A 25649-nucleotide genomic window follows, 5' to 3' on the forward strand; every position below is an offset into this window, starting at 1 on the left:
GGGCTGTGTTTATGTTGGTCAACAATTAATTGATTAACGGGCTCCAAAGAAGTAGCCAATGTTAAGGCCGAAGGCAGTATTTAGTAAACTTGTACTAGTTCCTGTGCCTTGAGAAGCATCTTTCGCCAGGTTTATAAAACCGGGTGAAAAATACGCCGACAGCGTCAGACCCCCGGCAGTGTCGTAACCCGCCGATAGCGTAGCGCCCAGGTCAAACCGATTTTGTGCGTCGTCAACGGTGCTACTGCTTGTAGTACCGTCAGATTGGCTTAATAGGTACGCCACGTATGGCCCTGCCCCAAGCGTCACCTTGCCAGACCCCGCCGACAAGCCATACATAAACTGAAGGGGGACTTCTAAATAGTTTAACGTCAGCGAGTTGCCAGACCCCGTTCCACCACCAAACGAACTAGGTAGGCTAAACCCCTTGGTTGAGTATAGAAATTGTGGTCGGAATGATAGGGCATCACTCCCGAAGGGCAGGTCGACCATCACACCCGCCCGAAACCCAATTTTCCTGTCGAATGAAATATTGACGCCGCTGCTGGAAATGGAAAGGTTCGATGATTGGACGCTTCCCTGAATGCCAAATCTGGCTTGACCGTAACTAGCGAATGTGCTGAACAATAGCCCGATAAAAACGATGCACCGTGTTTTCATAACCGTGAGAAACTGAGTTAGTTGAAGACACAAGTACGTAATTTTTCGTTGCACAGAATACACCAGATACACACCTGTAAATAGATTTTTAATACAAGGGCATCTTCGTTTATGTCAAAAATAAACCCAACCAAACCAGGTCATAACCGGGGCTATTTTCTCCTGATTAGATAACCGATGCTAACTCCGTATGACCGGTTGTACAGCGTGCCGCCAAACGAGGATGGGTCGAGTGTAGTGAGGTTAGTAGGGTTGATGGCGGCCAGGTTCAGCGACGAGCGTTTCGAGTAGTTTAGCAAGCCGTAGGAATAGTAGCCGGATATTGAAAAACCTACAGTAAGTTCATACCCTATAGAACCAACGGCACCAAAATCCCATTTGTTGAAATTATCGATGTTGAATTCAATCGGTTTGTCATTGATCGACCCCCCCGTAGCCCCAGCAATATAGGGTCCGGCCCCGATCAGTAGTTTACCCGGCCCGGCGGGCAGACCATACATCAGTTGCACGGGTAATTCGAGGTAGTTGATGACCACGGCCGAGTTGAGGCCACTGCCAAACTGTTTCGGGTCAATGCTACCGCCCAGGCCCAACTTCGTGACCAGATCGGTGGCAAACTGCACGATGTTGGCATTGCCGCCCTTGGTTGAGTACAGCAACTGCGGCCTGACAGACCAACTTGCCGACAGGGGAATATCGGCCATAATACCGCCCCGAAAACCACTACGCTGGCTAATAGGAATGGTCACTTTACCAAGGGTAGTTAACGACGATAAATCGACGCTGGAGTAGATCGTAGACGACTGCCAGCCACCCTGTATCCCGAAACGTACCTGCCCGATAGCATTTGCCACGCAGAGCAACAGGGCAATACCAGTTATCAGAAACTTGTTCATACGTGTTTGTCTGTTCGTGTGGCTGCAAAGCAACAGGATAACGAATCAGTAGCCAACCCGTTGTAGCATTAAAACAGAATACCCCGGCCGTTGGGCCAGGGTATAACAGATAGGGAGCTAACGAAACTTAGTTGCCCGTGCCAAAGAAATAGCCCAGGGTAAGCCCGAATGACCGGTTCTGGACCGTACCCGAAGGTACGAAGTTGGGGTTGTTGGGGTCTGGGTTGGTGGTATTAGGCTCTGAAGAAACGGTATTGGCCAGACCATGCGAATAGTATGCCGAAAAGCTTAGGCCCGCCGGTGTTTCGTAGCCCAACGACAAAGCCGCCCCATAATCAATGCGGGGTACGCCTGGTTCAAACGGCACGTCTGTGCCGTCTACCGAACCACTCAGGGCATAAGCCACATAGGGGCCAGCGCCCACCACAATCCGGCCCGAACCAGCATCGAAACCGTACATGGCCTGCACGGGCATTTCCAGGTAGTTGGTGGTAATCCGAATGGCTGTTGCCTCGCCCAGCAGTCCGCCGCCGAGGCCACCACCGAAGCCGCCAAACAAGGCGCTGAAGTCAACTTTATAGCCTTTGGTAGAATACAGTAGCTGCGGCCGCACCGACAGCCGGTCGGTCACGGGAATGTCGGCCATTACGCCGAACCGATAACCCCACGACGACTTCAGGAACGTGCTGACGTCGATACCGCCAATGCCGCCGCTGCTGATGGAAATATTAGATGATTGGAAGCTACTCTGCACCCCGAAAAGCACCTGAGCCTGAGAGGTAATAGTGATGAAGCAAGCAATAATGCACAGGTAAATTGTTTTCATGTAGTCGAAGTTTTTATAAATGGTGCGCAAAAAAACACCAGCAAGCAACATGAAACAATGAATTCATCATCATTTTCTCTAAAAATCAGGGTAGCCAGTAGAAACGCTCCGGCCCAACACAGCCCTCTAAAGTCACATCGGTCGATTCAACGTCGATTATGGTTGGTACCGGCCCGAAGAGTGATAGGCCTATCTTAAGGCAGTCAGGGCCGGTTTGGGTTAAAAAACGGTCGTAATAACCGCCGCCATACCCTACGCGGTGCCCCTGTTTGTCAAACGCCAGTAATGGTACTAAAACGAGCGTTGGCAGTGACCATACAGGTTCGGGTAGGGTGGCTGGTTCGGGAATACCCAAGTGATTTTCAACCAAAACAGTATCGGGCTGGAGGTCAAACGAGGTCAGCATGTGGGTGGCCAAGTCGGTAACCGACGAAAGCACCCGGACATGCGGGAATTCGGTCCAAATGCGGCGAATAATGGGCCAGGTGTCTACTTCATGCTGGCGGCGGATGGGCAGGAAGGTGTGCAGCACAGCGGTGGGTTCGGCTAACGCATGCTGGATTTTTTGGTCCGCAAAGAATTGATCTGCGACCTGTTGACTTAGCGTGAAAACGACCTCTGGAGTTAGTAAGACCCGTTTTTGCTTGTATTCCGCGCGAAGTTGGGCTTTGTTCATGGGGTGTTTCGTTCATCACCCCTCCAAACAAACCTGCATCTGGTAAGTAAACGGGTCGAAGTTGTGGAGGAGCTTCTGGATAAACTGGCGGTCGTTGAGGAAGAACGTCAGGAAATTATCGGTGCGCTCCTGCGGGGTGCCACCGGGGAACAGCTCTTCTTTTACTGCCAGCAACTGCCGCACGCCAATCTCCTGATTGCGCTCTTCGGCCCGACGCATTTTTTTTTCTAGTCGCGCCACGGCGTTGGCAAACCGCTTTGTTTCAGCCAAAACAGCCTTTTCCAGCGTAGTATCGACCAGTTGAGCCTTCACCAAAATTGTTTCTAACGCCCGGTTCACACTCGTGTTTTCTTCGTCAAAGGTGAGGCAGTGCTCGGTATGGTGTTCTACGTAGTCGCGTTTGAGCGTAACCACGTCCTGAAACATATCGGTCGTGTCGAGGCCCAGTTTAGCTACCCGCTGCGCCGTTACCTTGGGTACGTACAGGGCAAAGTTGCGGGGCATCAGCAACGGAAACGCGATACCATAGTAATCAAATTCACCCTTCAACTGCAACCAGTACGGCACCTCCGACGGCCCACCGATGTAGGCCAAGTTGGGCAGGATAACTTCTTGATATAGAGGCCGCATCACCACGTTCGGGCTAAACCGTTCGGGGTGGCTGGCTAGTTCGGACAGGATCTCGGTTTCGGAAAAACGCAGTTTCGTGCCGTTTACCTCATACATGCCCGCGTCGGTGCGTACAATGCGCTCGCGGAGACCATCGGTTCCAGAACCGGTAAGGTAGAACAGGTTGATATCGCGGGGGGAAATTGGCGTTTTGTAGCCCAGCTCGTTCAGTCTTTCGGTGGTGGCATTCACCAATGTGCTGGTATGCTGTTGCAACAGCTCGTCCTGCATAATAGGCGCAAACACCTGTTTCAGAGCAGGGTCGTCGGCATCGATGCAAACCAAGCCATCGGCTCCAAACAGACTGTGCATGTAGTAGCGGGCGGCATCGGCCAGGGTGCTGTGGGTTAGGTAGGCCCGCTCGAACAGGGCCAGCTTTTCGGGAATCTGATCGAACAGCGAAGCCAGCTCGCGGGGGTCCATCCGGCCCACGGCACCGCGCTGTTCGGTATGCCAGGTGTGGGTCTTGCCAAACAGCCGAAAATGGTTGATTTCGGCAAAGTCATGGTCTTCGGAGGCCATCCAGTAGACCGGCACAAAATGGTAATCGGGGTACTTTTCGGCCAGTTTTCGAGCCAGGTTAATGGTCGTAATGAGCTTATAGACAACGTATAACGGCCCGGTGCAGAGGTTTAGCTGGTGACCCGTGGTAACAGTAAATGTCCGGCTGTTTCGGAGTTGGGCCAGATCGGGCAGGGGTACGTCAGTTTCGGTGGCGAGGTGAGCGTATTGCCGCTCCAGCGCGTCGACCAAAATGGCCCTGTTCACGTCAGAAAAGGCTTTCTTCTGTATTTGCCCAGCAAAGGCATCAATCGTGGGGTAGTCCGAATAAAAAGGCCGCAACTGGGGATTGGGTGTCGCTTCCGGCCCGGTATTAGCGGAACCAATGTAATCGAGGAAAAGGGACGAAAACTGGCCGGTGGCCGAGAGGGGCACGTACTGACACTCCATGCAGCAGGTTGAATGACGGGTTACAGGTGGGGGAACGTGACGAGCGGGCTTCAAGTTTCAGCATTGGCGTAACCCCCGCCCTGAAGGGAGCCTGCTGGCGCGTCAGTAGTTCCGCCTTAGGTATACTGACGCGCCAGCAGGCTCCCTTCAGGGCGGGGGGTTACGCCAATACCGAACCTTCTGAACCTTCCCTATCTTTGCCTTAATGCAAGCTGAATCAACCGTTTCAACGTCGTCCTTGTCAACCACTTACGAAGCCGTTATTGGCCTGGAAGTGCATTGTCAGTTGCTGACCAACAGCAAAATGTTTGCCGCCGACGCCAACGCATTCGGGGCCGAACCCAACACGCAGGTGAGCGTGATTACACTGGCGCACCCCGGCGCGTTGCCCAAAGCCAACCGCGTGGCCGTGGAATATGCCGTGCGTATGGGCTTGGCCTGCGGATCAGAAATTACGCGACGAAACATTTTTGCCCGGAAGAATTATTTCTACCCCGACCTGCCCAAAGGCTACCAACTGTCACAGGACAAAGGCCCTATCTGCGTGGGCGGGCAGATTCCGGTGCGGGCCAAAGACTTCGACGGCACCCTCCGCGATACGGCCATTCAGCTGGACCATATCCATTTGGAAGAAGACGCGGGCAAATCCATCCACGACATCGACCCCAACGCCACCTGCCTCGACTACAACCGCGCCGGTACGCCCCTGATTGAGATGGTGACGGAACCCTGCCTGCGCTCGGCCGACGAAGCGGGGCAATTTCTGACCGAGGTACGTCGGCTGGTGCGCTACCTCGGCATTTGCGACGGCAACCTGGAAGAAGGCTCGCTGCGGTGCGATGTGAACGTGTCTATCCGGCCCAAGGGCGTTACAGAACTGGGTACGAAGGTGGAGGTGAAAAACCTGAACTCCATACGCAACGTGATGCGGGCAGTAGACGCTGAGTTCCGGCGGCAGGTGATGCTAACCGAAACGGGCGGGCGTATTATTCAGGAAACACGCCTGTTCGATGCTGATTCGGGCCAAACGGCGGGGATGCGCGAGAAAGAAACCATGAATGATTACCGGTACTTTCCCGACCCCGATCTGATGCCGGTCGTGATTTCGGATGCCTGGCTGGCCCAGATTCAGGCCGAGATGCCCGCCCTGCCCCGCGAGCTATATCATAAACTGACTACCCACTACGGCTTGCCCGACTACGACGCGGCCATCCTCACGGACTCCCGCGAACTGGTGGAATTCTACGAAGCCGTTTGCGCCGAAACACCCAACTACAAAGCCGCCTCTAATTGGCTAATGGGTCCGGTGAAGGCGCAACTGTCGGAGAAGAACCTGCGCGACCGGCAATTTCCGGTGTCAGCAACGGCCCTGGCAGCACTGATTCGGCTTATTGACGAAGGTACCGTTAGTCAGACCGCTGCCCAGACGGTGTTTGGTTTGTTGGTGGAACAACCCGAAAAGTCGCCCGCCGAACTGGCAACGGCACAAGGTTTGTTACAGAACCGTAATACCAACGACCTGCAATCGTTAATAGATGAGACACTTGCCGCCTGGCCCGATAAGGTGGATCAGTACCGAAAGGGCAAGAAGAATTTGCTGGGCCTCTTTGTGGGCGAAGTAATGAAAAAATCGAAAGGGTCAGCAGATCCTAAATTGGTGAATCAATTGATAATTGAGTCATTAGCCATTGGTCATTAGTCACTGGTGCTTTTTCGCCCAAAACCAATGACAAATGGCTACTGACCAATGACTAAAGAACCATGAAACACGCATTCATTGGCGCGCTTGCTGGCGCAGCCGTATTGCTGGCCCCGTGGGCCATTCAGGCCCAAAACACGAAGAAATCGGTCGTAACGGGGCAGTTAGCTACCGTAGCTGCGGGTAGCAAGATCTACCTTGAAACCAACACCAACCCCGCCATCAAGCTTGACTCGACGGTGGTAGGTGCCGACAAGCGATTTATGTTGGAAATGCCCGTGCCCCAGGGCGGTAACATATACATCTTGAACATGGGGTCGGCCAAATCGCCGATTTTGTTAGAAGGTGGTGAGCAGATTACCGTTGTGGCTGAGCCGGGCATCCGTGGGAAGGAAAAGAACGCCCCCGCCGCTGCGGCGGACCGTCCCAAGCCCAAAATCACCATGAGCGGCGCGAAAGTGAACGACCAGTTTCGGCAGCTGTTCCAGATGCAAAACGAACTGGAGGCGCAGGGTAAAGTGCTGATGAAGTCGTACCAGGAAGCACAGGCCAAGAACGATGCCAAAGCCATGAGCAACGTCGAGCAGATGTTCGACAATATGGCAAAGGCCAACACTCAGAAAGTGAAAACCATGCTGCCTGAGTTGGGTACGTCGCTGGCGGCGCTCTATGCCACTAATTTCCTGAACGTAGAAACGGATTTCCCAACGCTGGATACGCTGGCCCGCCGGTTTGAGAAAGAAAACCCCAACAGCCCCCACACCAAGGCTTTTATTGGCACCATCAGCCGCATCCGGGGCGTAACCGTAGGTGCTGAAGCCCCCGAAATTGCCCTTACCGACACCAACGGCACCGCCGTACCGCTGTCGTCATTGCGGGGTAAATACGTTCTCATCGACTTCTGGGCAAGCTGGTGTGGTCCCTGCCGCAATGAGAACCCCAATGTGGTGCGGATGTATGACAAGTTCAAAGAGAAAGGCTTCGCCATCTACAGCGTGTCGCTCGATAACCCCGGCAAACGCGAAGCTTGGGTACGTGCCATCCGTAACGACGGCCTCACCTGGACACACGTGTCGGACCTGAAAGGCTGGCAGTCGGAGGCGGCGCAGAAATATGGTGTCAGTGCCATCCCGGCCACGTTCCTACTCGACCCTACCGGAAAAATCGTGGCCAAAAACCTGCGTGGCGATGCCCTGGAGGCCAAATTGACGGAAGTGTTGAAACAGTAGGCCCATGCTGCCTGCGTTATTTTCGCTTCCTTTTGTGGCCGTTGGCGTGCGGATTATTGCCAATCCGCTTGCCAACGTGTTTCAGAAGCAGCTCACCCACCGTGCGGCGGCTCCCTTGTTCATTACCTGCGCCACCTACGGGTTTCTCACCCTGGCCTGCCTGACCGTTTTCAATCAGTTTGTGCTGGCAGACCTTTCGCCAGCTTTCTGGCAAAACATGCTGATTTGCAGTGTGTTGGGGGTGCTGGGTAACGTGTTTCTGGTTAAGGCCATGCACCTCGGTGACTTGTCGGTGCTGGGGCCAATAAATGCCTACAAGGCTGTGGTAAGCCTACTGGTGGGTGTAGTAGTGCTTGGCGAGGTGCCCGGCTGGCTGGGGCTTGTTGGCGTTGGGCTTATTGTGGTGGGTAGCTACGTGGTGCTCAGCAAAGGGCACGGAAGCGGTTGGTCATGGGCCATAATCAACCAGCCCGAAGTTCGTTTACGGCTCATTGCTTTACTCTGCTCAGGCATAGACGGTGTATTTCTAAAACGGGCTGTTCAACTATCATCGCCGGGTACGGCGTTTTTCTTCTGGTGCTGGCTGGGTTTTGCTCTCTCGCTAATCTGGTTCGCCGTTACTCAATGGCAAACCGGCCCGGCGCAGGCGAAGTTATTGCTGCAAAAATGGCCTACCTACCTGGCCCTGTTTGTGTGTATTGGCCTCATGCAGGTATCGACAAACATTGCCTTCAGCGCTATGCAGGTGGGTTACGCCTTGGCCTTATTTCAGACGTCTGCCTTGCTAAGCGTTCTGTTTGGTTACCGCTTTTTCAACGAAACGGGCCTCATTCGCAAACTAATTGGGGCGGTAGTCATGGTAACGGGCGCCGTACTGATCATTCTTTTTAAATGACTGTTAACTAGTCAATAAACTTTCCACCTTCCTCCTCAAGGCATGAAAATAGCGATACTTGGCTGTGGTAACATGGGCATGGCGTTTGCCAAGTCCTTCTTGCAGTATGACCTCGTAAAAAAAGATGACCTGCTGCTGATTGAAAAAAGCGCCGAGCGCACCGAAACCCTGCGGGCTGAAAAAGCGGGCGTAGTCGTTGACACCATCGGCCCCCGCACGGGCGAGGCTGACCTGATTATCCTCTCTGTGAAACCGCAGGATTTTGCCTCGGCGCAGGCCGAACTCCGGGCCGTCATTCAACCCCGGCAGGTGGTGCTTTCCATCATGGCGGGCATACCCATCAGCCTGATTCAGGAACGACTGGCGCACCGCATGGTGATTCGGGCCATGCCCAACACTCCCGCTATGCTGGGCATGGGCATCACTGGTTTCACAGCCTCGCCAGAAGTGGACGCGGCCAGCCTGCGCCGTGTAGAAAACCTCATCAACGCCACGGGGCGGTCTATTTTCCTCGAAAACGAGGCCATGCTCGATGCCGTCACAGCCCTCAGTGGCAGTGGACCGGCCTATTTCTATTTTGTTGTAAAGGCAATGGTCGAGGCAGGCAAGCAAATGGGGTTCGACGAAGGCACGGCCTCGCTGCTGGTGAAACAAACCATGCTAGGCTCGTACCACCTCATTAATAACGCAGACAAATCGCTCGACGATCTTATCAAGGCCGTAGCCAGCAAAGGCGGCACCACCGAAGCAGCCCTTCGCACATTTGAGGCAGGTACGCTTGGCGAAACCCTGCAAGCCGGTATCCACGCGGCTCAGGTACGTGCCACAGAGTTGTCGAAGGGATAGAGGATTGGGGATTTGGGATTGGTTGCTGACGCTAGCGTACGTTTGCTCTGGTGTCGGCCCATCCAAAACCCCCAATCATTTCAAAAATGGTTTTCCCTGTAGTGCCTGCACGAAAATGGCTGTAGTTAGCAGGCCGTAGATAAGAGCCACAGCGATAATGCCGCGCACGTTTTGCACGACATAAAAAGCCAGAATTGGCAGTATCTGGAGCGCATGCATCCCTAGAAAATGCGCAATACGCAGGTCGCCATAGATCCGGCTCCAGTTGGTTATTGGCATGCCTGCACTGGTCATGTCGCCCCCAACGGTGTGCGTCAATCGGGCACCCATAGCTAGCCCCTGCATAGAAAACAGCACAAAAATGAGTAACCCCAGCCGTATGCTCCAGAGGTAGGCGGGGGGCAAATCTGGAAAATCGTTTCGAAAGAAAGATAGGCCGATTAGTCCCGTCCAGAGCGAGATACCCACGGCGCCAATGGCCATCATGCTGTATAGCCCTGCATAGACCGGCGTGCTCACGTTGAAATGCGACAGCTGCCCCCGCGCTGCCTGGATGGCCACGTACCCGTCTTCAAAACAAAACAGCACAACCATACCCCACGAGTACCAGACCACCGCGGTGGTGTTGCCAAAATAGCCTGTGTACCAGCCCATTGACCAGACAAAAATGGCGGTAGATAAAAAGAATTTCAGCGGCTTGTACCAGGCGTTGATGCCCAGCACGTTGGTGTGTGTAGTACAGATGAGTACCCCACAAATGGCCACTGCTAACCAGCACACCCAGCCAAATACGTAGAGCACTTCGTTTCGGAATTTCAGTTCGTGAAGGAAAGTAGTGATACTCATCGTTGATCGTAATATTGGTGTTTTGTCATCCCACCCATTACCTGTCTCATAATCAGTATTTTAGCCCAGCGGGGTACTGTTCGGAGTGAGCCAACCAGAAATTTGGTCAATAAGCCGGGTAATACTGTTGCTTGCCGCCCGAGGGCTTTCAGAATCGGAGTACCTACTTGTGCAGGTGTGAGTGACATACTCATCTGCATATTGGCCCGCTGCCCAAAACTGCTCTCTACCGGGCCGGGGGCCGCCGCCAGCACGTCAATACCCTGCGGTTTTAGTTCGACAGCCAGAGCCTCGGCAAGCGACTGCACGTAGGCCTTGGTGGCGGCATAGTGCGCCGCAAACGGTACGCCCTGGAATCCTACCATCGAACTCATCAGGATAATACCCCCTCGCCGTTGGGCAGCAAACTGCCGACTGAAGTGATGGGTCAGCATCAACAACGCTTCGCAATTGACTCGAAGCATTGCCACTTCCTGGGCCAGATCGGCCTTTAGAAAATTGCCCGACGTCCCGAACCCTGCCGATGCCACCAAGAGGCCGATGTTTAACCCATCTGAAGCCTTAATCAGTAGATCAACCGCATTTTGCTGCCCTAAATCGGCCGCTACTGGTTTAACCGCAACCCCATAGGTATTAGTCAGCCGGGTGGCCAGTATAGTCAGTTGATCGCCACGTCGGGCACTGACGATCAGGTTTAAGCCCGATTCGGCAAGGCGTTCGGCCAGTTCCAGCCCGATACCCGACGAAGCACCGGTCACGACCGCCCAGGGACCATACTTCGTTTTCAATCGGTCTTTCTCTTTTTGTGAAAGGGCCATGGTTAGTTCAATACAATGTTGACGGTTAACGTTTTATTGGCTTCTACGGTCACTTTGGCATCTTCAAAAGCGGGTGGACCGAACTTGATTTTCGCCCCTCGCGAAAAGCCGATGGGTTCAGTCGGGAAGCCCAAGAAGTTCGATTTCAGCAGCTTATTTTTGTCAATGTCCTGGAAGGCAACCACGCCATAGTCGCCCACAGGCACATCGGCGAAAAGGACCTGAATGCGGGCGGTGGTAGCGGGCTTTTCGGTACCGACGAATTGCTTACCTACTTTCGGAAAGTTGTCCTTTCGGAATATGCCCACCGTTAACTCGCCGCCTTTGGTGGGTTGAACACCCTCTATGATGACAACCACCGTGCCCGTTTGGGCAAAAGCACCAAACCCAAGCCAGGTTAGCAAGAAAACAAGAATTGTGTTTGTCATGATTATCAGTTGGTTATGTGCTGACAAACGTAGGCATGGTAGCTGCCCAAAAACGATAACAAATGTTTAGATTTTACTACCGTCGACTTTTTTAAGGCGGCTTAAATGCACCGGTGTGATACCCAGATAAGAAGCGATCATTTGCTGAGGCACCCGGTTGTGAATACCAGGAAACGTTTCTTCAATGGCGTCGTAGCGTTCTTTGGGGGTGCGGGCATATAGATTCTGGACACGGGTATCCTGATAAATAAAATAATATTCGGCAATGAGCCGTCCCAGCCTGTCGCCCTGTGTCAGGTTTGTATAACCCCACTCAATGCTAGACCTGGGCAATACTACTACCTGCACTGCATCGACCGCCTGCAACGTATAAGCCGACGGTTGCCTGAGCATAAAGTTGGTGTAATCGGCAATGAACTGATTATCAAGGGCAAAATGAATGGTATGTTCAGTACCCTCCCGGTCAGTAATCATTACCCGGATGGTACCTTCTTCAACAAAAAAAATCTCGTCAGGTACTATACCGGGGTAGCTCAGGGCCTCGCGGCGTTTGAACGATTTGGTGACAGCCCCATCTAGAAACTGGCTCAGTTCTTCGTTGGAGATCTGAATCAACCGGCGAATAGTCTGCCGAAGTGCTTCCATTTATATTCCCGTATATGAAAACGGTGTGATAGCCCGAAGTTCGGCTTTTACTGTATCGCTAACTGCTAGACTGTCAATGAATTCGCTGATTGTTTGTGCTGTAATGGCCTCGTTTTTACGGGTCAGGGCTTTCAGGGCTTCGTAGGGTTGGGGGTAGCCCTCGCGGCGGAGTACGGTTTGAATACCCTCGGCTACCACGGCCCAGTTGGCTTCCAGGTCGGCATTGATCGCGGCCTGATTCAGTTCCAGTTTATTTAGCCCCTTCAACGTCGATTTTAGCGCGATCACCGAGTGGGCAAAGGGCACGCCGATATTGCGCAGCACCGTCGAATCGGTGAGGTCGCGTTGCAGGCGCGAGATGGGCAGTTTGGCCGAAAAGTGCTCAAACAGGGCGTTAGCGATGCCCAGGTTGCCTTCCGAATTTTCAAAATCAATCGGGTTCACTTTGTGCGGCATGGCACTTGACCCGACTTCGCCCGCTTTGATTTTCTGCTTGAAATAATTGGTCGACACATACGTCCAGATGTCGCGGTCCAGGTCGAGCAAAATGGTGTTCAGGCGTTTGTAGGTGTCGAAAAGAGCCGCCAGCATGTCATAATGCTCAATTTGGGTCGTAAACTGACTTCGTTCCAGGCCCAGGTCGGCTACGAATTCATTACCGAAATCAACCCAATCGATAGTGGGATAGGCTACGTGATGGGCGTTGAAGTTGCCCGTGGCCCCGCCAAATTTCGCCGCCATCGGGATAGTGCTCAGCAGCGACAACTGCTTCTCCAACCGTTCTACAAACACCATCAACTCTTTGCCCAAGCGCGTAGGCGAGGCCGGTTGGCCGTGGGTACGGGCTAGCATGGGCACGTCGGCCCATTGGGTGGCCAGTTCCTGCAAGCGCGCATACACCTGCCGGTAGGCCGGTTCAATTTCCTGACTCAACGCCTCCTGCAATAGCAGCGGAATGGCCGTGTTGTTCACGTCCTGTGAGGTCAGCCCGAAGTGGATGAACTCCAGAAATGGCTCTACAGATAGTCCTTTGAGCTTTTCCTTGATGAAATATTCTACCGCCTTTACGTCATGATTAGTCGTGGCTTCAATGGTCTTCACCCGCTCGGCATCGGCTTCTGAAAACTGCTCATATAGCGCCCGCAACTGTGGAAACACCGCTGCATCGACCCCCGCCAACTGCGGTAGGGGCAGTTTACAAAGCGCAATGAAATACTCGATTTCGATACGAACACGGTACCGGATTAGGCCCATTTCAGAGAAAAAAGGAGCCAGATCGGTCACCTGCCGGGCATAGCGCCCATCTATGGGGGAAATTGCTAATAGAGACATGGGAGGGATTTTATAGTCTTCTGTTTACTGTTTCGGTCCGGCGATCCGGCTGTCTTCTGTTGGCTGCGATCCGAAACAGTAAACAGAAGACTATTTTTAAAATGGATTGAAATACAGGCCGATACCGGCCCAGGCAACGGTTTGATACTCATATTGGCCATAAGGCCGGTAACCATAATACATATCCAGCATGGCCGTCAGGTTTTGGGTCGACCGGCCGAGTTCGTAGCCAATGCCCGCGTGAATGCCGGGTCTGAAATTGGTTTGCTGCCAGGCCTTAACGTCAACACCACCCACCAGCCGCTGCTTTTTGGTGCCCGGCTCACGGTAATAAGCCCCGGCCTCCAGGTTAAACCGTTGCCGTTCGGTCTGTCCGCGCAGGCAAACACCCGCCCCGCCATATATCCGCAGGCCAATGGGCAGGTCACGGCTATAGGTGAAGTCAAGCAGTTCGTAGTTAACGGCATTTGGGGTGTAGTAATTAAGCTGATAACGCACGATGTAGTCGTCGCCGAGGTGCGACGAGACGTGATACAGCCGCACCCGGTAGCTGGTACGGCCTTTTCGGAAGTTATACCAGAAGCTGAGCTTATAATCGTTGTTGATGATTTTATAGACCAGCTGCCCCGGTTTTTTGGCTAGCCGCGAGGTGTCGTTGAATACCTGGAATTGGGTAAACGACCCCACGTCGAGGCCCCATTCGTGCGCCTGCCCCGGTGCCGTGGTGACGCGGTAGAAGGGTTTATGAAAGCCAAACGCAAACGGCACGATGGTGCCACGGTTTAGTTCTTTGTCGCGGGTGTCGGTTTCGGTAAAGCCTACTTTCCGTTCGCCGGTGGTGTTGAAAAATGGCAGTGCGCTGCCGTATACCTGCGCCTCAATGGGGTCGAGCAGGATAGGGGCGAACAGGTGATTCTTGGGAAACCATTCCTTACGGGGGTAGGCGGTGGTGTCGGTGGCCGATTGAGGCCGGGCGGTGAGGTAAAGCAGGCACAAGGCCCCGGTCAGTACAAGTCCTCTCATGTAGGTAGGTGAAATAGAGCGCAAAGCTATCAAAAAAGCGGGCGTTGGCTTGCTGCCGGGCTACCAGCATGCGCCTATAAACCCGAACTTTAGGTCTTGTCTTACTCTTCTCTCTTCAGCACATGACTAAACAAACACTCATCGGCTTTTCGCTTATGCTTGCCACCACTGCCGCTACGGCCCAGACCGGGCCGCTGACCTACCCCAACACACGCAAGTCGGACCACGTTGATACCTACCACGGCACCCCTGTTGCTGACCCTTACCGCTGGCTCGAAGATGACCGTTCGGCTGAAACCGCCGAGTGGGTAAAAGCCGAAAACAAGGTCACGTTCGACTACCTGAGCCAGATTCCGTACCGCAAGCAACTTCAGGACCGGATCGAGAAGGTATTCAACTACCCCAAATATTCGGCCCCGTCGCGGAAGGGAGACTGGTTCTACTTCTCGAAAAACGATGGCCTCCAGAATCAGTCGGTGCTGTACCGGCAAAAGGGGCTGGATGGTAAACCCGAACTGGTCATTGACCCAAACAAACTCTCGGCCGACGGCACCACGCGCATGACTGCCTTCGCGCTCTCAAAAAATGGTGAGTACGCCGTGGTAGGTACGTCTAAAGGCGGCTCGGACTGGTACGATTACCGGATCATGAAACTCGCCGACAAGGCCTATTTGCCCGAAACCATTGAATGGGTGAAGGTGTCGGGCACGGCCTGGCAGGGCGACGGGTTCTATTACAGCCGCTACCCCAAGCCCGAAGGCTCGGCGCTGGCGGCGAAAAACGAGAACCATCAGGTCTTTTTCCACAAGCTGAACACCCCCCAATCGGCTGACCGGCTGGTGTTTGAAGACGCCAAAAACCCGCAACGGTTTCATACCGTAAGCACCTCTGACGACGAAAAGTATGCGTTTCTGAACGTCAGCGACCGGGGTAAGGGTAAAGACGGCAACGCCCTCTATTTTCTCGAAACCGCTAAAGCCGGGGCCACTTTCCAGCCTATTGTGTCGGAAATCACTAACTCGCAGTATGGCGTTATTGACAACGTGGGGGCCGATTTTTTGATTGAAACCAACGACAATGCCCCTAATAATAAGGTGATGCGCTACAGCCCCGCCACCCAGAAGTGGACGGTAGTGCTGCCCGAAAAACCCGAACCACTCACCAACAGCAGTTCGGCGGGGGGCAAGCTCTTTGCAGAATACGCCAAAGACGTAACTTCGCGGGTATACGTATATGATTTGAATGGCAAGCTGGAAAACGAGATTACCCTGCCCGGCATTGGCACAGCCAGCGGTTTCGGGGGTGAGCGCGACGATAAATTTGTGTTCTATACCTACACCTCGTTTACGTTTCCGCCCACGATCTACCGGTATGACATTGCCACCAAAAAAAGCAGCGTATTTCGCCAGCCGGAGGTCGATTTCAAACCAACCGACTACGAAACGAAGCAGGTTTTTTACACCAGCAAAGACGGTACGAAGGTGCCCATGTTCATCACCTATCGCAAGGGTCTGAAACTCGATGCTACCAACCCAACTATTCTCTACGGCTACGGCGGGTTCAACGTTAGTCTGCCCCCGGCGTTTAGCTCATTGCTGATTCCGTTTCTGGAGCAGGGCGGCGTATATGCGCAGGCTAATTTGCGCGGCGGCTCGGAATACGGCGAGAAGTGGCACGAGCAGGGCATGAAAGCCAAAAAGCAGAACGTGTTCGACGATTTCATTGCCGCCGCCGAGTACCTGATTGCCGAAAAATATACCTCATCGGCGAAGTTGGCCATTCGGGGTGGGTCAAACGGGGGCTTGCTCGTGGGTGCGGTTATGAACCAGCGGCCTGAGTTGTTTCGGGTGGCCATTCCGCAGGTGGGCGTGATGGATATGCTCCGGTTCCACAAGTTCACCATTGGCTGGAACTGGATTGCCGACTACGGCAGCGCCGACAACGCCGACGAGTTTCCCTTTCTACGGGCCTATTCGCCCCTGCACAACCTGAAGCCCGGCCTGAACTACCCCGCCACGCTCATCACCACCGCCGACCACGACGACCGCGTAGTACCGGCCCACTCGTTCAAATACGCCGCCACGTTGCAGGAGGTCTACAAAGGCAAAAACCCGGTGCTGATTCGCATTGACACCAACTCAGGCCACGGGGCCAGCAACACCAAAAAGAACATCGAACTCACCGCCGACATGTACTCGTTTATCCTCTGGAATATGGGCGTAGGCACGTTGAAAGAGGTAGCCAGTAAGTAGCTGATTAGTAAACCTATAAGGTTTCCAAAAACATTATTGGTTTAAACGTAAAGAAGCCCCGACCAACTGGCCGGGGCTTCTTTGTGAAGAAAAAAGCTGAGTTTATTGACCCAGTTTGAAGGTAATGCCAAGTTTCAGCACTGAGATAGATGAGCCAAGTTCAGCAAAAACCCCCGTTTTCTCGGCAAACATGTAACGACCACCCAAGTGGATGGGTACAGCGATAAATGATGGGTTATAAAAAGAACTGGCTAAGCCCGTGTAAGCGAAGTAGGTTAAACCTAGGCCAGCGTATAAATCCACATTTTCGGGAGTGCTCAGCAATTCGTTGAAGTGATATGATCCACGAGCACCGATATCGTAGCCGCCGTAGCCATCACCGAAACTTCTATAACCAGCAGCACCACCCACAGTGATATTTTTGGCAACGCCAAAATCAGCAGCAGCGTTGAAGGCAATGCCTCCACTGTAATAGAATCCACCACCAACGCCGATACCCAGGTTAACAAATTTTGTACCCTTGTCAATTGACATCTGAGCGAAGCTTGTGGTGGTCAGCAGGGTTAGGCTGAACAAAGCAATTACTGCGAAGAATTTTTTCATTGTGGACAGTCTCGTTTTTGCGTTTATGATTGGACAAATAAAGGGAGGTTGATTGGAACAGAAAAGGAAATCGTCATACGAATTATCCAGCGGTCTGCCTGTTGTTATCTAACGTACCTGTTTCAGAGACAAAGACTACTGCAAACGATGATTTGTTCATAGAATCACCGAAAATTAATGATCACTGCACCTCATTTATCAGGAAGCAGACTCGTTTCGGGCGTTTAGATAACCACGAATAACGGTAAATGTAGTGATACCGAGGAAGAAGAGGATGATCCAGTGTACATAATTAATGATCCACGGAAACTGCACTCCGAAATAGTAGCCACCGCCCACCAGTACTACCGTCCAAAGTGCCCCGCCAATGACATTGTAGGCCATAAACCGGGCCAGATTCATGTGGATGATCCCCGCCAGCAAGGGCGCAAACGTGCGCACCACGGGTAGAAACCGGGCCACAATCAGGGCCTGACTGCCGTAACGCTCGAAGGTCTTGCGCGTGTTTTCGATGTACTTCTGCTTGAAAAACAGCGAATCGGGCCTGTTTTGGAGCTTCACCCCGAAAAAATAGCCCGTGCCATACCCCAGCAGTGCACCCAGCACTGCCGCCCCGAAAATACAGGCCAGCAGCAACCCCAGCGACACCGCCAGCGCCTTGGTGCCGGCAAAGACCCCCGCCAGAAACAACAAATAATCGCCGGGCAGAAAAAACCCGAAAATGACCCCATTCTCGATAAACACGATCAGCGTAACCACCACCAGCCCACCCGTGCGGATGATCTCCTCGGAATTAAGTAGGTAGCGGAAGAAGTCGAGAATGGCGTCCATCTGGGGGATGGAATTAAGAATTAAGAATTAAGAATGTTGCTGACGCGAACGTTCGCGTCAGCAACATTCTTAATTCTTAATTCTTAATTCCCTTTTAAATAAGCTCCGCCAGTGCTAGCCAGCGGTCGGTTTTTTGGGTAATTTGGGCCTCAAGCTGCTGTATATCAAGCGCCCAGGCGGTTAGCTCTTCGTGGTGACCACCGGCGTTGAGTTGTTCGGTTAGGGCGGCTTTGCGGCTTTCGAGGGCCTCAATTTCGGCCTCCAGCGTTTCATATTCACGCTGTTCCTTAAAACTTAACTTTTTCTTTTCGGCAGGCGCCGCCGGTTTGGCGGCCGACAGGTTCACCGGGGCCAGTTTATGGCTTGCCGAAGCGGCCTCTTTTACGTTTGCATTTTTCTTGGGTTGGGCATCGCGCCATTCGCGGTAGTCGGTGTAGTTGCCGGGGTAATCGCGCACTTTGCCCTGCCCCTCCAGCACAAATACGTGGTCGACCAGCCGGTCCATAAAGTAGCGGTCGTGGGTGACGATGATGACGCAGCCGGGGAAATTGAGCAGAAACTCTTCCAGCACGTTCAGCGTCGTAATGTCCAGGTCGTTGGTTGGTTCGTCGAGGATAAGGAAATTGGGGTTCTGCACCAGCACCAGCAGCAGTTGCAGCCGCCGCTTCTCACCGCCGCTCAGTTTGGCCACAAAGTCATACTGCTTCTGCCGGTCGAAGAGGAAGTGGTGGAGTAATTGACTGGCCGTAATAGTCTGTCCATCAGCTAGTTTCATTACTTCGGCCACTTCCTGCACCACATCAATCACGCGCTGATTCTCGGCCAGGTTCAGTTCGGTTTGGGTGTAATAGCCAAACTGCACGGTGCCCCCCGCGCTGATCTTGCCTGAGTCGGGGCGGGTTTCGCCGGTGAGCATGTTGAGCAACGTAGTCTTGCCCATGCCGTTTTTGCCAATCAGCCCCACCCGGTCCAGCCGTTTGAAGGTGTACGTGAAATGGTCGAGCAGGACTTTGTCGCCAAAGCGCTTGCTCAGGTTTTCCACCTCCAGAATCTTGCTCCCCAACCGTGACACGCGCAGGTTCAGGTCCAGTTCGCCATCGGTGCGGCGGCCTTTTACTTTACCTTCCAGATCCTCGAAGGCATCTTCGCGGTATTTGGCTTTGGTGCCCCGCGCTTTGGGTTGCCGACGCATCCAGTCCAGTTCGCGGCGGTAGGTGTTTTTATTCTTCTCAAACTCCGACGCGTCGATGGCCAGGCGTTCGGCTTTCTTTTCCAGGAAATAAGCGTAGTTGCCTTTGTAGCCGTACAACTGCCCATTGTCCATTTCCACAATCTGGTTGCAGACGCGGTCCAGAAAATACCGGTCGTGCGACACCATCAGCAGAGTGCCGTTTTGGGTGTTCAGAAACGATTCGAGGTATTCAATAGCCTCCAGGTCGAGGTGGTTGGTGGGTTCGTCCAGAATCAGTAGGTCGGGGTTTTGAATCAGCACCCGCGCCAGGGCCACCCGCTTGCGCTGCCCGCCGGAGAGGGTGCTCACGCGCTGCTCTACGTCCTGAATGCCCAGTTCGCCCAGAATCTGGCGAATTTGGGCTTCATAATCCCAGGCCTCCAGCTTTTCCATCTGGTTCATAGCCTGTTCCAGCGCGTCGTGGTCGTCGTGCAGCAGGGCTTTTTCATAGGCCCGCACGGCGTCGAGTTGGGCACTTTCGCCCGCCAGCACCTCCTCCATAATGGTCAGGGCCTCGTTCAGGTCGGGCTGCTGATTGAGGTAGCCCACAGTGATGTCTTTCCGAACGCTCACGTGCCCGTCGTCGGGTGGGGCGGCCCCGGCCAGTATTTCCAGCAGCGACGTCTTGCCCGACCCGTTGGCACCCACAATGGCGATTTTGTCGCCCCGGCTAATACCGAAGTTGATGTTCCGAAACAGCGTCCGGTCACCGTATGATTTCGAGAGATTCTCGGCTGAGAGGTAGTTCATAAGAAGATGTTGGATACTGGACGTTGGACTTTGGACACTGCCACTACTGCATAACTGTCCAGAATCCAACGTCCAGAATCTAGCGTCTGGTAAACACGAAAAAAGCCGACTCGGTGAGGAATCGGCTTTTTGTAGTAGCTCGACCAGGATTCGAACCTAGACAGACAGAACCAAAATCTGTTGTACTACCCTTATACTATCGAGCTATTTTGCAATTGCGAGTGCAAAGATACGACCCTCTGCCTACGTAAATCAAGCGCAAGCCCAAAAATTTCTTCTGAAATCTGGCCTACAGCACCTTCGTAACCTTAATAAATTGATCGTCGTGATCAGGGGCATTGGCCAGTGCCTGAGTACGAGGAAGTTGGTTAGCCACCACGTCGTCGCGGAGAATATTGGCCTCGTCCAGCGCCGACATATGCGTGAGGGGTTCCACGCCTGTGGTATCCACTTCGTTGAGTTGTTCCATCCAGTCGAGCACGCTGTTGAGGCTGCTCAGCAACTGCGTTTCTTCTTCGGGCCGCACCGTGAGCCGGGCCAGATGGGCAATTTTTTGCAGCGTTTCGGTATCTACTTTCATGAGTGAGCGGTTAACGTTTAATGTCTAAAGTCTAATGTTGCTTCGCGAACTACCCCTACCGAATGCGAAGCAACATTAGACTTTAAACTTTAAACCTTAGACATTAAACCTTGAACAGCCTTTTTCAATTCTTTATCAATCACCTGATAGGCCTGTTCGCGGAGCACATCGGCGTCGGCCTGAGTGAGGCCAACGGTAGAGATGGGTTCGTGGAAAACAACCCGTACGGGCTGCCAGTGTACTCTGAACAGGGGTACATCGGGTAGAATACGGTAGTTGTTGACGAGCGTAATGGGTACAATGGGTACCTGTTTCTGAATGGCCATCGTGAAAGCACCATCTTTAAACGGGTACACCATTTGGGGCGGGCTTTGGGCTTTGATGCCCCCTTCCGGGAAGATAATAATGCTGCGTCCTTCGCCCAGGGTACGCATGCATTTGGCCAGCGAATAGGCCCGGCTCTGTGCACTCGACCGGTCGACCATCACGTGCAGTTTGGCATACATGTAGCCAAAGAGGGGGATCTTCCGCACACTGATCTTGCCGATGAAGGCATATAGTCCCGGCACGATGGTACCCAGCACGGCAATGTCGAAATACGAAAAGTGGTTGGCGCAATACACGTAGGCCTGCCCTTTTTCGGGCCGAAACCGCCAGTCGGCCCGAATAGGCATGGCCATCAGCAAAAAGGCCAGGATACCCCAAAGCCGAACAGCTCCATGCGCCAGGTGCAGGCCAAACCGTATCTTCTGCGCATACAGCCAGCTACCCAGCAAAATAATAGGCAGCAATGGCAACAGCAACAAGGCAAATACCAGTACACACCAAATCGTGTAAAGCGCTATGAACCAAGTTTTTAACACGATTAAGAGGAGTGGTTTTAAGGGGGAAGGGTAACGTTCTAGATGGCCCGGCGTTCCGGCCTAGAGCGTAAAGCCTAAAGCGCGAAGCCAGCAGTACTATGAATTCATTAGCGATACAAAAGACAAGCCTGAATATCTTCTTTTTGTAAAGAAGGGTAATCTTCCATCAACTCATCATAAGTCATTTCAGCGCTTAGTAATTCCAAAATGGTTGCCACCATTAGTCGTGAACCACGAATAGTAGGTTTTCCATGACATACAGTTGGGTCAACAGTGATACGGCTGATGATAGACTCCATACAGTTAATTGGTCAATGTTTGAAATGACGTATGCCCGTGGTGACCATAGCCATGCCGTGCTGATTGCAGTAGTCGATGCTGTCTTTGTCGCGGATGGAGCCGCCGGGCTGCACCACCGCTGTGACTCCTGCCTGACCGGCAATTTCAACACAATCGGGGAAGGGGAAAAACGCATCGGAAGCCATGACGGAACCCGCCAGATCAAACCCAAAGGCATGGGCTTTCTCGATGGCTTGCCGCAGGGCATCGACCCGGCTGGTTTGGCCCACACCGCTAGCCAGCAGTACATCTTCTTTAGCCAGAATGATGGTGTTCGATTTGGTATGCTTGCACACTTTCAGGGCAAATTCCAAAGCCTTTAACTCGCTGGCGGTGGGTGCTTTGTCGGTAACGGTCGTGAACTGATCGGTGGTTTCGGTCACGTTGTCTTTGTCCTGTTCCAGCGTCCCGTTCAAAATCGTTTTCACCAGTTTGGTGGGCAGCGCCACGGGTTTGCGCAGGAGCAGGATACGGTTCTTTTTCGACTTCAGCAGCTCCAGCGCCTCCGGCGCGTAGGCGGGCGCAATCAGGATCTCCATGAAGAGCTTGTTCAACTCTTCGGCCACTGCCAGATCGACGGGTACGTTGGTGATGACCACCCCACCAAACGCTGACACCGGATCGCAGGCCAGGGCTTTGTCATACGCTTCTTTTGCCGTGGCGGCCGTGGCAATACCACAGGCGTTGGTATGCTTGATAATGGCATAGGTGGGACGACCGTCGAACTCGTCAATCAACCCAACGCAGGCATCAACATCGACTAAGTTATTGAACGACAGTTCCTTGCCGTGCAGCTTGTCGAACATGGCGTCCAGATCGCCGTAGAAAGTGGCCTGCTGATGCGGGTTTTCGCCATAGCGAAGGGTGTTAGCCTTGGGTGTGGCAGCCGAGCCAGCGAAATAGGCATGAATGGCCGTGTCGTAGTGCGAGGTAGTGGCAAAAGCCTCCATCGCGTAGCGGCGGCGGGTGTCGAGGTCGGGTTGGCCGTTTGTTTCGGTCAGGATGCGCAGCACGTCGGCGTACTGGTTGCGCGACGAAACGATGAGTGAATCCTGGAAATTTTTGGCCCCCGCCCGGATGAGCGAAATACCGCCAATGTCGATCTTCTCGATGATATCTTCCGCCAGGGCACCGGAGGCTACGGTTTCTTCAAACGGGTACAGGTCTACCACCGTCATGTCGATGGCCGGGATGTTGTGCTGCTGCGCCTGGGCCAGGTCGCCCTCGTCATCGCGGCGGTAGAGGATACCCCCAAAAACGGCCGGGTGCAGGGTCTTCACCCGCCCCCCAAAGATGGATGGATACCCCGTTAGTGACTCGACCGGGATGACGGGGATACCCAATTGTTCGATAAACGTTTGCGTACCACCTGTAGAGTAGAGCGTAACGCCCTGCTCGTGTAACAACCGGACAATGGGTTCGAGGCCGTCTTTATAATAGACCGATAGCAGCGCAGCAGAAATTTTCATTGATTAGTAAGTCAGGTACAGCTGACAAAGATAGACAGCCGCCGCCAAGCTGAAGCATGGCGTTCAAGCTGACGTGCCCTCCTTTATCTTTGCAAGTCCCCGAACGGGTGGATCTAGCCTAATCGGCAACTATTTTGAGCGCATTTAAAAAATTGGCGGGCGACACGGCCCTGTACGGTATCAGCACCATTGCGGCGCGGTCGATTAATTTTCTGCTGGTTCCTATTCAAACATACGCCTTCAAAAAGGGAGGTACGCTATCGTCGAATGTAACGCTGTATGCCTGGGTCGGGGTGTTGCTGACGGTATATACTCTGGGCCTGGAAACGGCTTTTTTCCGTTATGCCGCCCGTAACAAAGGACCGGAAAATGAGGCAGAGCGGGCGCGGGTATTTAGCCGTACACTCAGTATGGTGGTCTTGGTGAGCGTGGTGGCTACTGCGCTAATTCTGCTCCTGACAAAGCCCATCACCACCGCCCTTGGCTATCCCGGTCAGGAACTGTTTATTCAGTGGACGGCGCTGCTGGTTGGGCTTGATGCCATTATGGCCATTCCGTTTGCGCGGTTACGGGTGGAAGGCAAAGCAAAGCAGTTTGTGGTGGCGAAGTTGATCAACATTGGCTTGAACGTACTGCTCAATGTGTTTTTCATTGTGGTGTGCAAAGACATCACGGAAGGCGATTACCTGACGGGCCTACAGCCCGTTGCCCAGTTTTTTTACCGCCCGGAAATCGGCCCCGGCTATATTCTACTTGCCAATTTGCTGGCCAATGCATTCTATTTTTTGGTGTTGCGCCGGGCGTTTAGCGGCTTCCAGCCAACGTTCGACTGGCCTCAAGCCCGGCTACTGCTGATCTTTGCGTTGCCTATTATGTTCACCAACCTAGCCAGCGTCCTAAACAACCTCACTGACCGGCTTTTCCTGCGTGAATTTCTGCCCAATGGCTTCTACCCTGGCCATTCATCGGAGTGGGCGCTGGACGTATATGGGCAATGTTTTAAGTTATCAGTATTCATTAGCCTGGCCATCCAGTCGTTTAAGTTTGCAGCGGAGCCTTTTTTCTTCGGACAAGCCGATGACAAGAATGCCCCTGACCTATTGGCACGCGTAACCAAGTGGTTTATTGTTGTTTGCGTAGTACTATGGGTGGGTATTAGCCTGAATATGGACCTGGCGGGTCGGCTGCTCAATCCAGAACGCCGCGCAGGCCTGGACGTAGTGCCGCTGCTGATGCTGGGCAACCTGCTGTTGGGTATTTACTACAACATCTCGTTCTGGTTTAAACTGTCGGACAAGACCAAGTTTGGAACGTTGATCACGGTGGTTGGGCTGGCCATCACGTTCGGGCTAAACTGGCTGCTGATTCCCCAACTGGGCTATATGGGCTGTGCATGGGCTTTTCTAGCCTCCAGTTTTGTTATGATGGCCCTTTGCTATGTCCTCGGCGAACGGTACTACCCCGTACCCTACAACGTTCCCTCGGCGGTAGGTTACGTGGCGGGCGGCGGGTTGCTGATTTACCTTAACTCATTTATCCATATCAGCAACCTGTGGGTGGCTGTACCCTTCCATGTTGCCTTATTTGGGCTGTTTCTGGGTTGCGTTCTGGCTGTGGAATGGACTACCGTTCGGGAGGGCCTGGTCCGGCTGAAGAAAATTGGGACACAAAAAAGCCCAACCTCGTAAGGTCGGGCTGCACGCATCTATGGGTTACGGAGCCTTAACTGGCAGCCCCGGAAGGCAACTCATTAGAAGAGATTCTTGATGTCGATTTTGCGGTGCAGGTGCTCTTCGTCTTTAATGGGCAAATTCACCAGTACCTGACCGTGGTCGTGCACGGCTTCAATCTGGTCAGCATCCACAAAGCCGGGGATATCCATCACTTTCAAAAACATAGGTACGGCCAACCGTTGGCCTTCGGTATTGCTATCCTGCACCAGGAGCGTGTAAAGTACCAACTTATTTCCCTCTACCAACACGTTAAACGCATTAGCACTCACGCCCGGTGCCGATAGTTTAATAACCAAACGATCTTCTTCCTGGGTGACATTCATTTTGGTCATGCTCGACCCGCCATACAGCGTGTTAAGCAAATCGATCTGTCCACCAGTACCTTTAAACACATGATCTACAGCTCTCATAGTAGTGGTTGTTTACTGTTCTATTGCCTATAAGACAAATGCCGTGCCGAGGTGAAACTCATGCTTGGAGGGTGCCATGCTGACAGTGAAAACTGGGTTCAGGACTCAGAATCGGCCTTTTTGGCGGTAAGCTACCCAAACATCAGTCG

Annotated in this window: 25 protein-coding genes and 1 tRNA gene; 6 read left to right on the forward strand and 20 right to left on the reverse strand. The window is 53.2% G+C overall.

The features are described 5' to 3' along the window. Positions 1–33: 33 nt before the first annotated feature. From J2I48_RS17800 to bshC, 5 genes are all read right to left on the reverse strand, one after another. Positions 34–660 carry a porin family protein gene (locus J2I48_RS17800; protein ID WP_207336834.1) on the reverse strand — a complete coding sequence of 209 codons (627 nt, stop codon included), beginning with the start codon at positions 658–660 and terminating at the stop codon, positions 34–36. Between the two features lie 152 nt (positions 661–812). Next, entirely contained in the window at positions 813–1556 is a 744-nt protein-coding gene (locus J2I48_RS17805; protein WP_207336835.1) for a porin family protein, read from the reverse strand. A 127-nt stretch (positions 1557–1683) separates the two neighbouring features. Beyond that, positions 1684–2382 (reverse strand): porin family protein, encoded by a 699-nt coding sequence (locus J2I48_RS17810; RefSeq protein ID WP_207336836.1) that lies wholly within the window; start codon positions 2380–2382, stop codon positions 1684–1686. A gap of 85 nt (positions 2383–2467) precedes the next feature. Next, positions 2468–3058, reverse strand: coding sequence for a 5-formyltetrahydrofolate cyclo-ligase (locus J2I48_RS17815; protein WP_207336837.1), 591 nt, complete (start codon positions 3056–3058; stop codon positions 2468–2470). A 15-nt stretch (positions 3059–3073) separates the two neighbouring features. Continuing rightward, positions 3074–4678, reverse strand: coding sequence for a bacillithiol biosynthesis cysteine-adding enzyme BshC (gene bshC, locus J2I48_RS17820; protein WP_207336838.1), 1605 nt, complete (start codon positions 4676–4678; stop codon positions 3074–3076). 205 nt (positions 4679–4883) lie between these two features. Between bshC and gatB the strand changes: the two genes are divergently transcribed. The 4 genes from gatB (at position 4884) to proC (ending at position 9347) form a co-directional block, all read left to right on the forward strand. Further along, on the forward strand, positions 4884–6377 hold the full coding sequence (gatB, locus tag J2I48_RS17825; RefSeq protein ID WP_207336839.1) for an Asp-tRNA(Asn)/Glu-tRNA(Gln) amidotransferase subunit GatB: 1494 nt from the start codon (positions 4884–4886) through the stop codon (positions 6375–6377). Positions 6378–6439: 62 nt separating this feature from the next. Then, positions 6440–7606, forward strand: a complete 1167-nt coding sequence (locus J2I48_RS17830; protein WP_207336840.1) for a TlpA disulfide reductase family protein — start codon at positions 6440–6442, stop codon at positions 7604–7606. Between the two features lie 4 nt (positions 7607–7610). Continuing rightward, positions 7611–8501, forward strand: coding sequence for an EamA family transporter (locus J2I48_RS17835; RefSeq protein ID WP_207336841.1), 891 nt, complete (start codon positions 7611–7613; stop codon positions 8499–8501). 42 nt (positions 8502–8543) lie between these two features. Beyond that, positions 8544–9347, forward strand: a complete 804-nt coding sequence (proC, locus tag J2I48_RS17840; protein WP_207336842.1) for a pyrroline-5-carboxylate reductase — start codon at positions 8544–8546, stop codon at positions 9345–9347. A 75-nt stretch (positions 9348–9422) separates the two neighbouring features. On the opposite strand, the gene J2I48_RS17845 is transcribed toward proC, so the two are convergent. From J2I48_RS17845 to J2I48_RS17870, 6 genes are all read right to left on the reverse strand, one after another. Beyond that, positions 9423–10193, reverse strand: a complete 771-nt coding sequence (locus tag J2I48_RS17845; protein ID WP_229376446.1) for a hypothetical protein — start codon at positions 10191–10193, stop codon at positions 9423–9425. Next, positions 10190–11011 carry an SDR family NAD(P)-dependent oxidoreductase gene (locus J2I48_RS17850; RefSeq protein WP_207336843.1) on the reverse strand — a complete coding sequence of 274 codons (822 nt, stop codon included), beginning with the start codon at positions 11009–11011 and terminating at the stop codon, positions 10190–10192. Before J2I48_RS17850 ends, J2I48_RS17845 begins: the two co-directional genes overlap by 4 nt. Before the next feature lie 2 nt (positions 11012–11013). After that, entirely contained in the window at positions 11014–11439 is a 426-nt protein-coding gene (locus J2I48_RS17855; RefSeq protein ID WP_207336844.1) for a DUF2141 domain-containing protein, read from the reverse strand. 66 nt (positions 11440–11505) lie between these two features. Further along, positions 11506–12084 (reverse strand): Crp/Fnr family transcriptional regulator, encoded by a 579-nt coding sequence (locus tag J2I48_RS17860; protein WP_207336845.1) that lies wholly within the window; start codon positions 12082–12084, stop codon positions 11506–11508. Then, positions 12085–13416, reverse strand: coding sequence for an adenylosuccinate lyase (purB, locus tag J2I48_RS17865; protein ID WP_229376448.1), 1332 nt, complete (start codon positions 13414–13416; stop codon positions 12085–12087). 96 nt (positions 13417–13512) lie between these two features. Continuing rightward, on the reverse strand, positions 13513–14439 hold the full coding sequence (locus J2I48_RS17870; RefSeq protein WP_207336846.1) for a DUF1207 domain-containing protein: 927 nt from the start codon (positions 14437–14439) through the stop codon (positions 13513–13515). Positions 14440–14561: 122 nt separating this feature from the next. Between J2I48_RS17870 and J2I48_RS17875 the strand changes: the two genes are divergently transcribed. Beyond that, complete coding sequence (locus J2I48_RS17875) at positions 14562–16691, forward strand: prolyl oligopeptidase family serine peptidase (protein WP_374758164.1); 2130 nt, start codon at positions 14562–14564, stop codon at positions 16689–16691. Positions 16692–16793: 102 nt separating this feature from the next. Here J2I48_RS17875 and J2I48_RS17880 read toward each other — a convergent pair whose 3' ends face one another. From J2I48_RS17880 to purH, 8 genes are all read right to left on the reverse strand, one after another. Further along, positions 16794–17294, reverse strand: a complete 501-nt coding sequence (locus tag J2I48_RS17880) for a hypothetical protein (protein ID WP_207336847.1) — start codon at positions 17292–17294, stop codon at positions 16794–16796. Positions 17295–17492: 198 nt separating this feature from the next. Beyond that, positions 17493–18125 carry a DedA family protein gene (locus J2I48_RS17885; RefSeq protein ID WP_207336848.1) on the reverse strand — a complete coding sequence of 211 codons (633 nt, stop codon included), beginning with the start codon at positions 18123–18125 and terminating at the stop codon, positions 17493–17495. A 94-nt stretch (positions 18126–18219) separates the two neighbouring features. Next, positions 18220–20106 (reverse strand): ABC-F family ATP-binding cassette domain-containing protein, encoded by a 1887-nt coding sequence (locus J2I48_RS17890; protein WP_207336849.1) that lies wholly within the window; start codon positions 20104–20106, stop codon positions 18220–18222. 135 nt (positions 20107–20241) lie between these two features. Next, positions 20242–20312, reverse strand: a tRNA-Gln gene (locus tag J2I48_RS17895). Positions 20313–20395: 83 nt separating this feature from the next. Continuing rightward, positions 20396–20686 (reverse strand): Asp-tRNA(Asn)/Glu-tRNA(Gln) amidotransferase subunit GatC, encoded by a 291-nt coding sequence (gene gatC, locus J2I48_RS17900; RefSeq protein ID WP_207336850.1) that lies wholly within the window; start codon positions 20684–20686, stop codon positions 20396–20398. A gap of 89 nt (positions 20687–20775) precedes the next feature. Then, complete coding sequence (locus tag J2I48_RS17905; RefSeq protein ID WP_310587288.1) at positions 20776–21549, reverse strand: lysophospholipid acyltransferase family protein; 774 nt, start codon at positions 21547–21549, stop codon at positions 20776–20778. A gap of 107 nt (positions 21550–21656) precedes the next feature. Beyond that, positions 21657–21848: a DUF433 domain-containing protein gene (locus J2I48_RS17910; RefSeq protein WP_207336851.1), complete on the reverse strand. Its 192-nt coding sequence runs from the start codon at positions 21846–21848 to the stop codon at positions 21657–21659. Positions 21849–21860: 12 nt separating this feature from the next. Then, the gene (gene purH, locus J2I48_RS17915) at positions 21861–23357 is read right to left on the reverse strand and encodes a bifunctional phosphoribosylaminoimidazolecarboxamide formyltransferase/IMP cyclohydrolase (protein WP_207336852.1); all 1497 of its coding nucleotides are present in this window, start codon (positions 23355–23357) and stop codon (positions 21861–21863) included. Positions 23358–23491: 134 nt separating this feature from the next. Here purH and J2I48_RS17920 point away from each other — a divergent pair, with 134 nt between their 5' ends. After that, positions 23492–25045, forward strand: coding sequence for a polysaccharide biosynthesis C-terminal domain-containing protein (locus tag J2I48_RS17920; protein WP_207336853.1), 1554 nt, complete (start codon positions 23492–23494; stop codon positions 25043–25045). Positions 25046–25107: 62 nt separating this feature from the next. Here J2I48_RS17920 and J2I48_RS17925 read toward each other — a convergent pair whose 3' ends face one another. Further along, positions 25108–25500: an Hsp20/alpha crystallin family protein gene (locus J2I48_RS17925; RefSeq protein WP_207336854.1), complete on the reverse strand. Its 393-nt coding sequence runs from the start codon at positions 25498–25500 to the stop codon at positions 25108–25110. Positions 25501–25649 lie beyond the last annotated feature (149 nt).

The organism is Fibrella aquatilis, assembly GCF_017353255.1.
In the GTDB taxonomy this organism is placed as follows: Bacteria; Bacteroidota; Bacteroidia; order Cytophagales; family Spirosomataceae; genus Fibrella; species Fibrella aquatilis.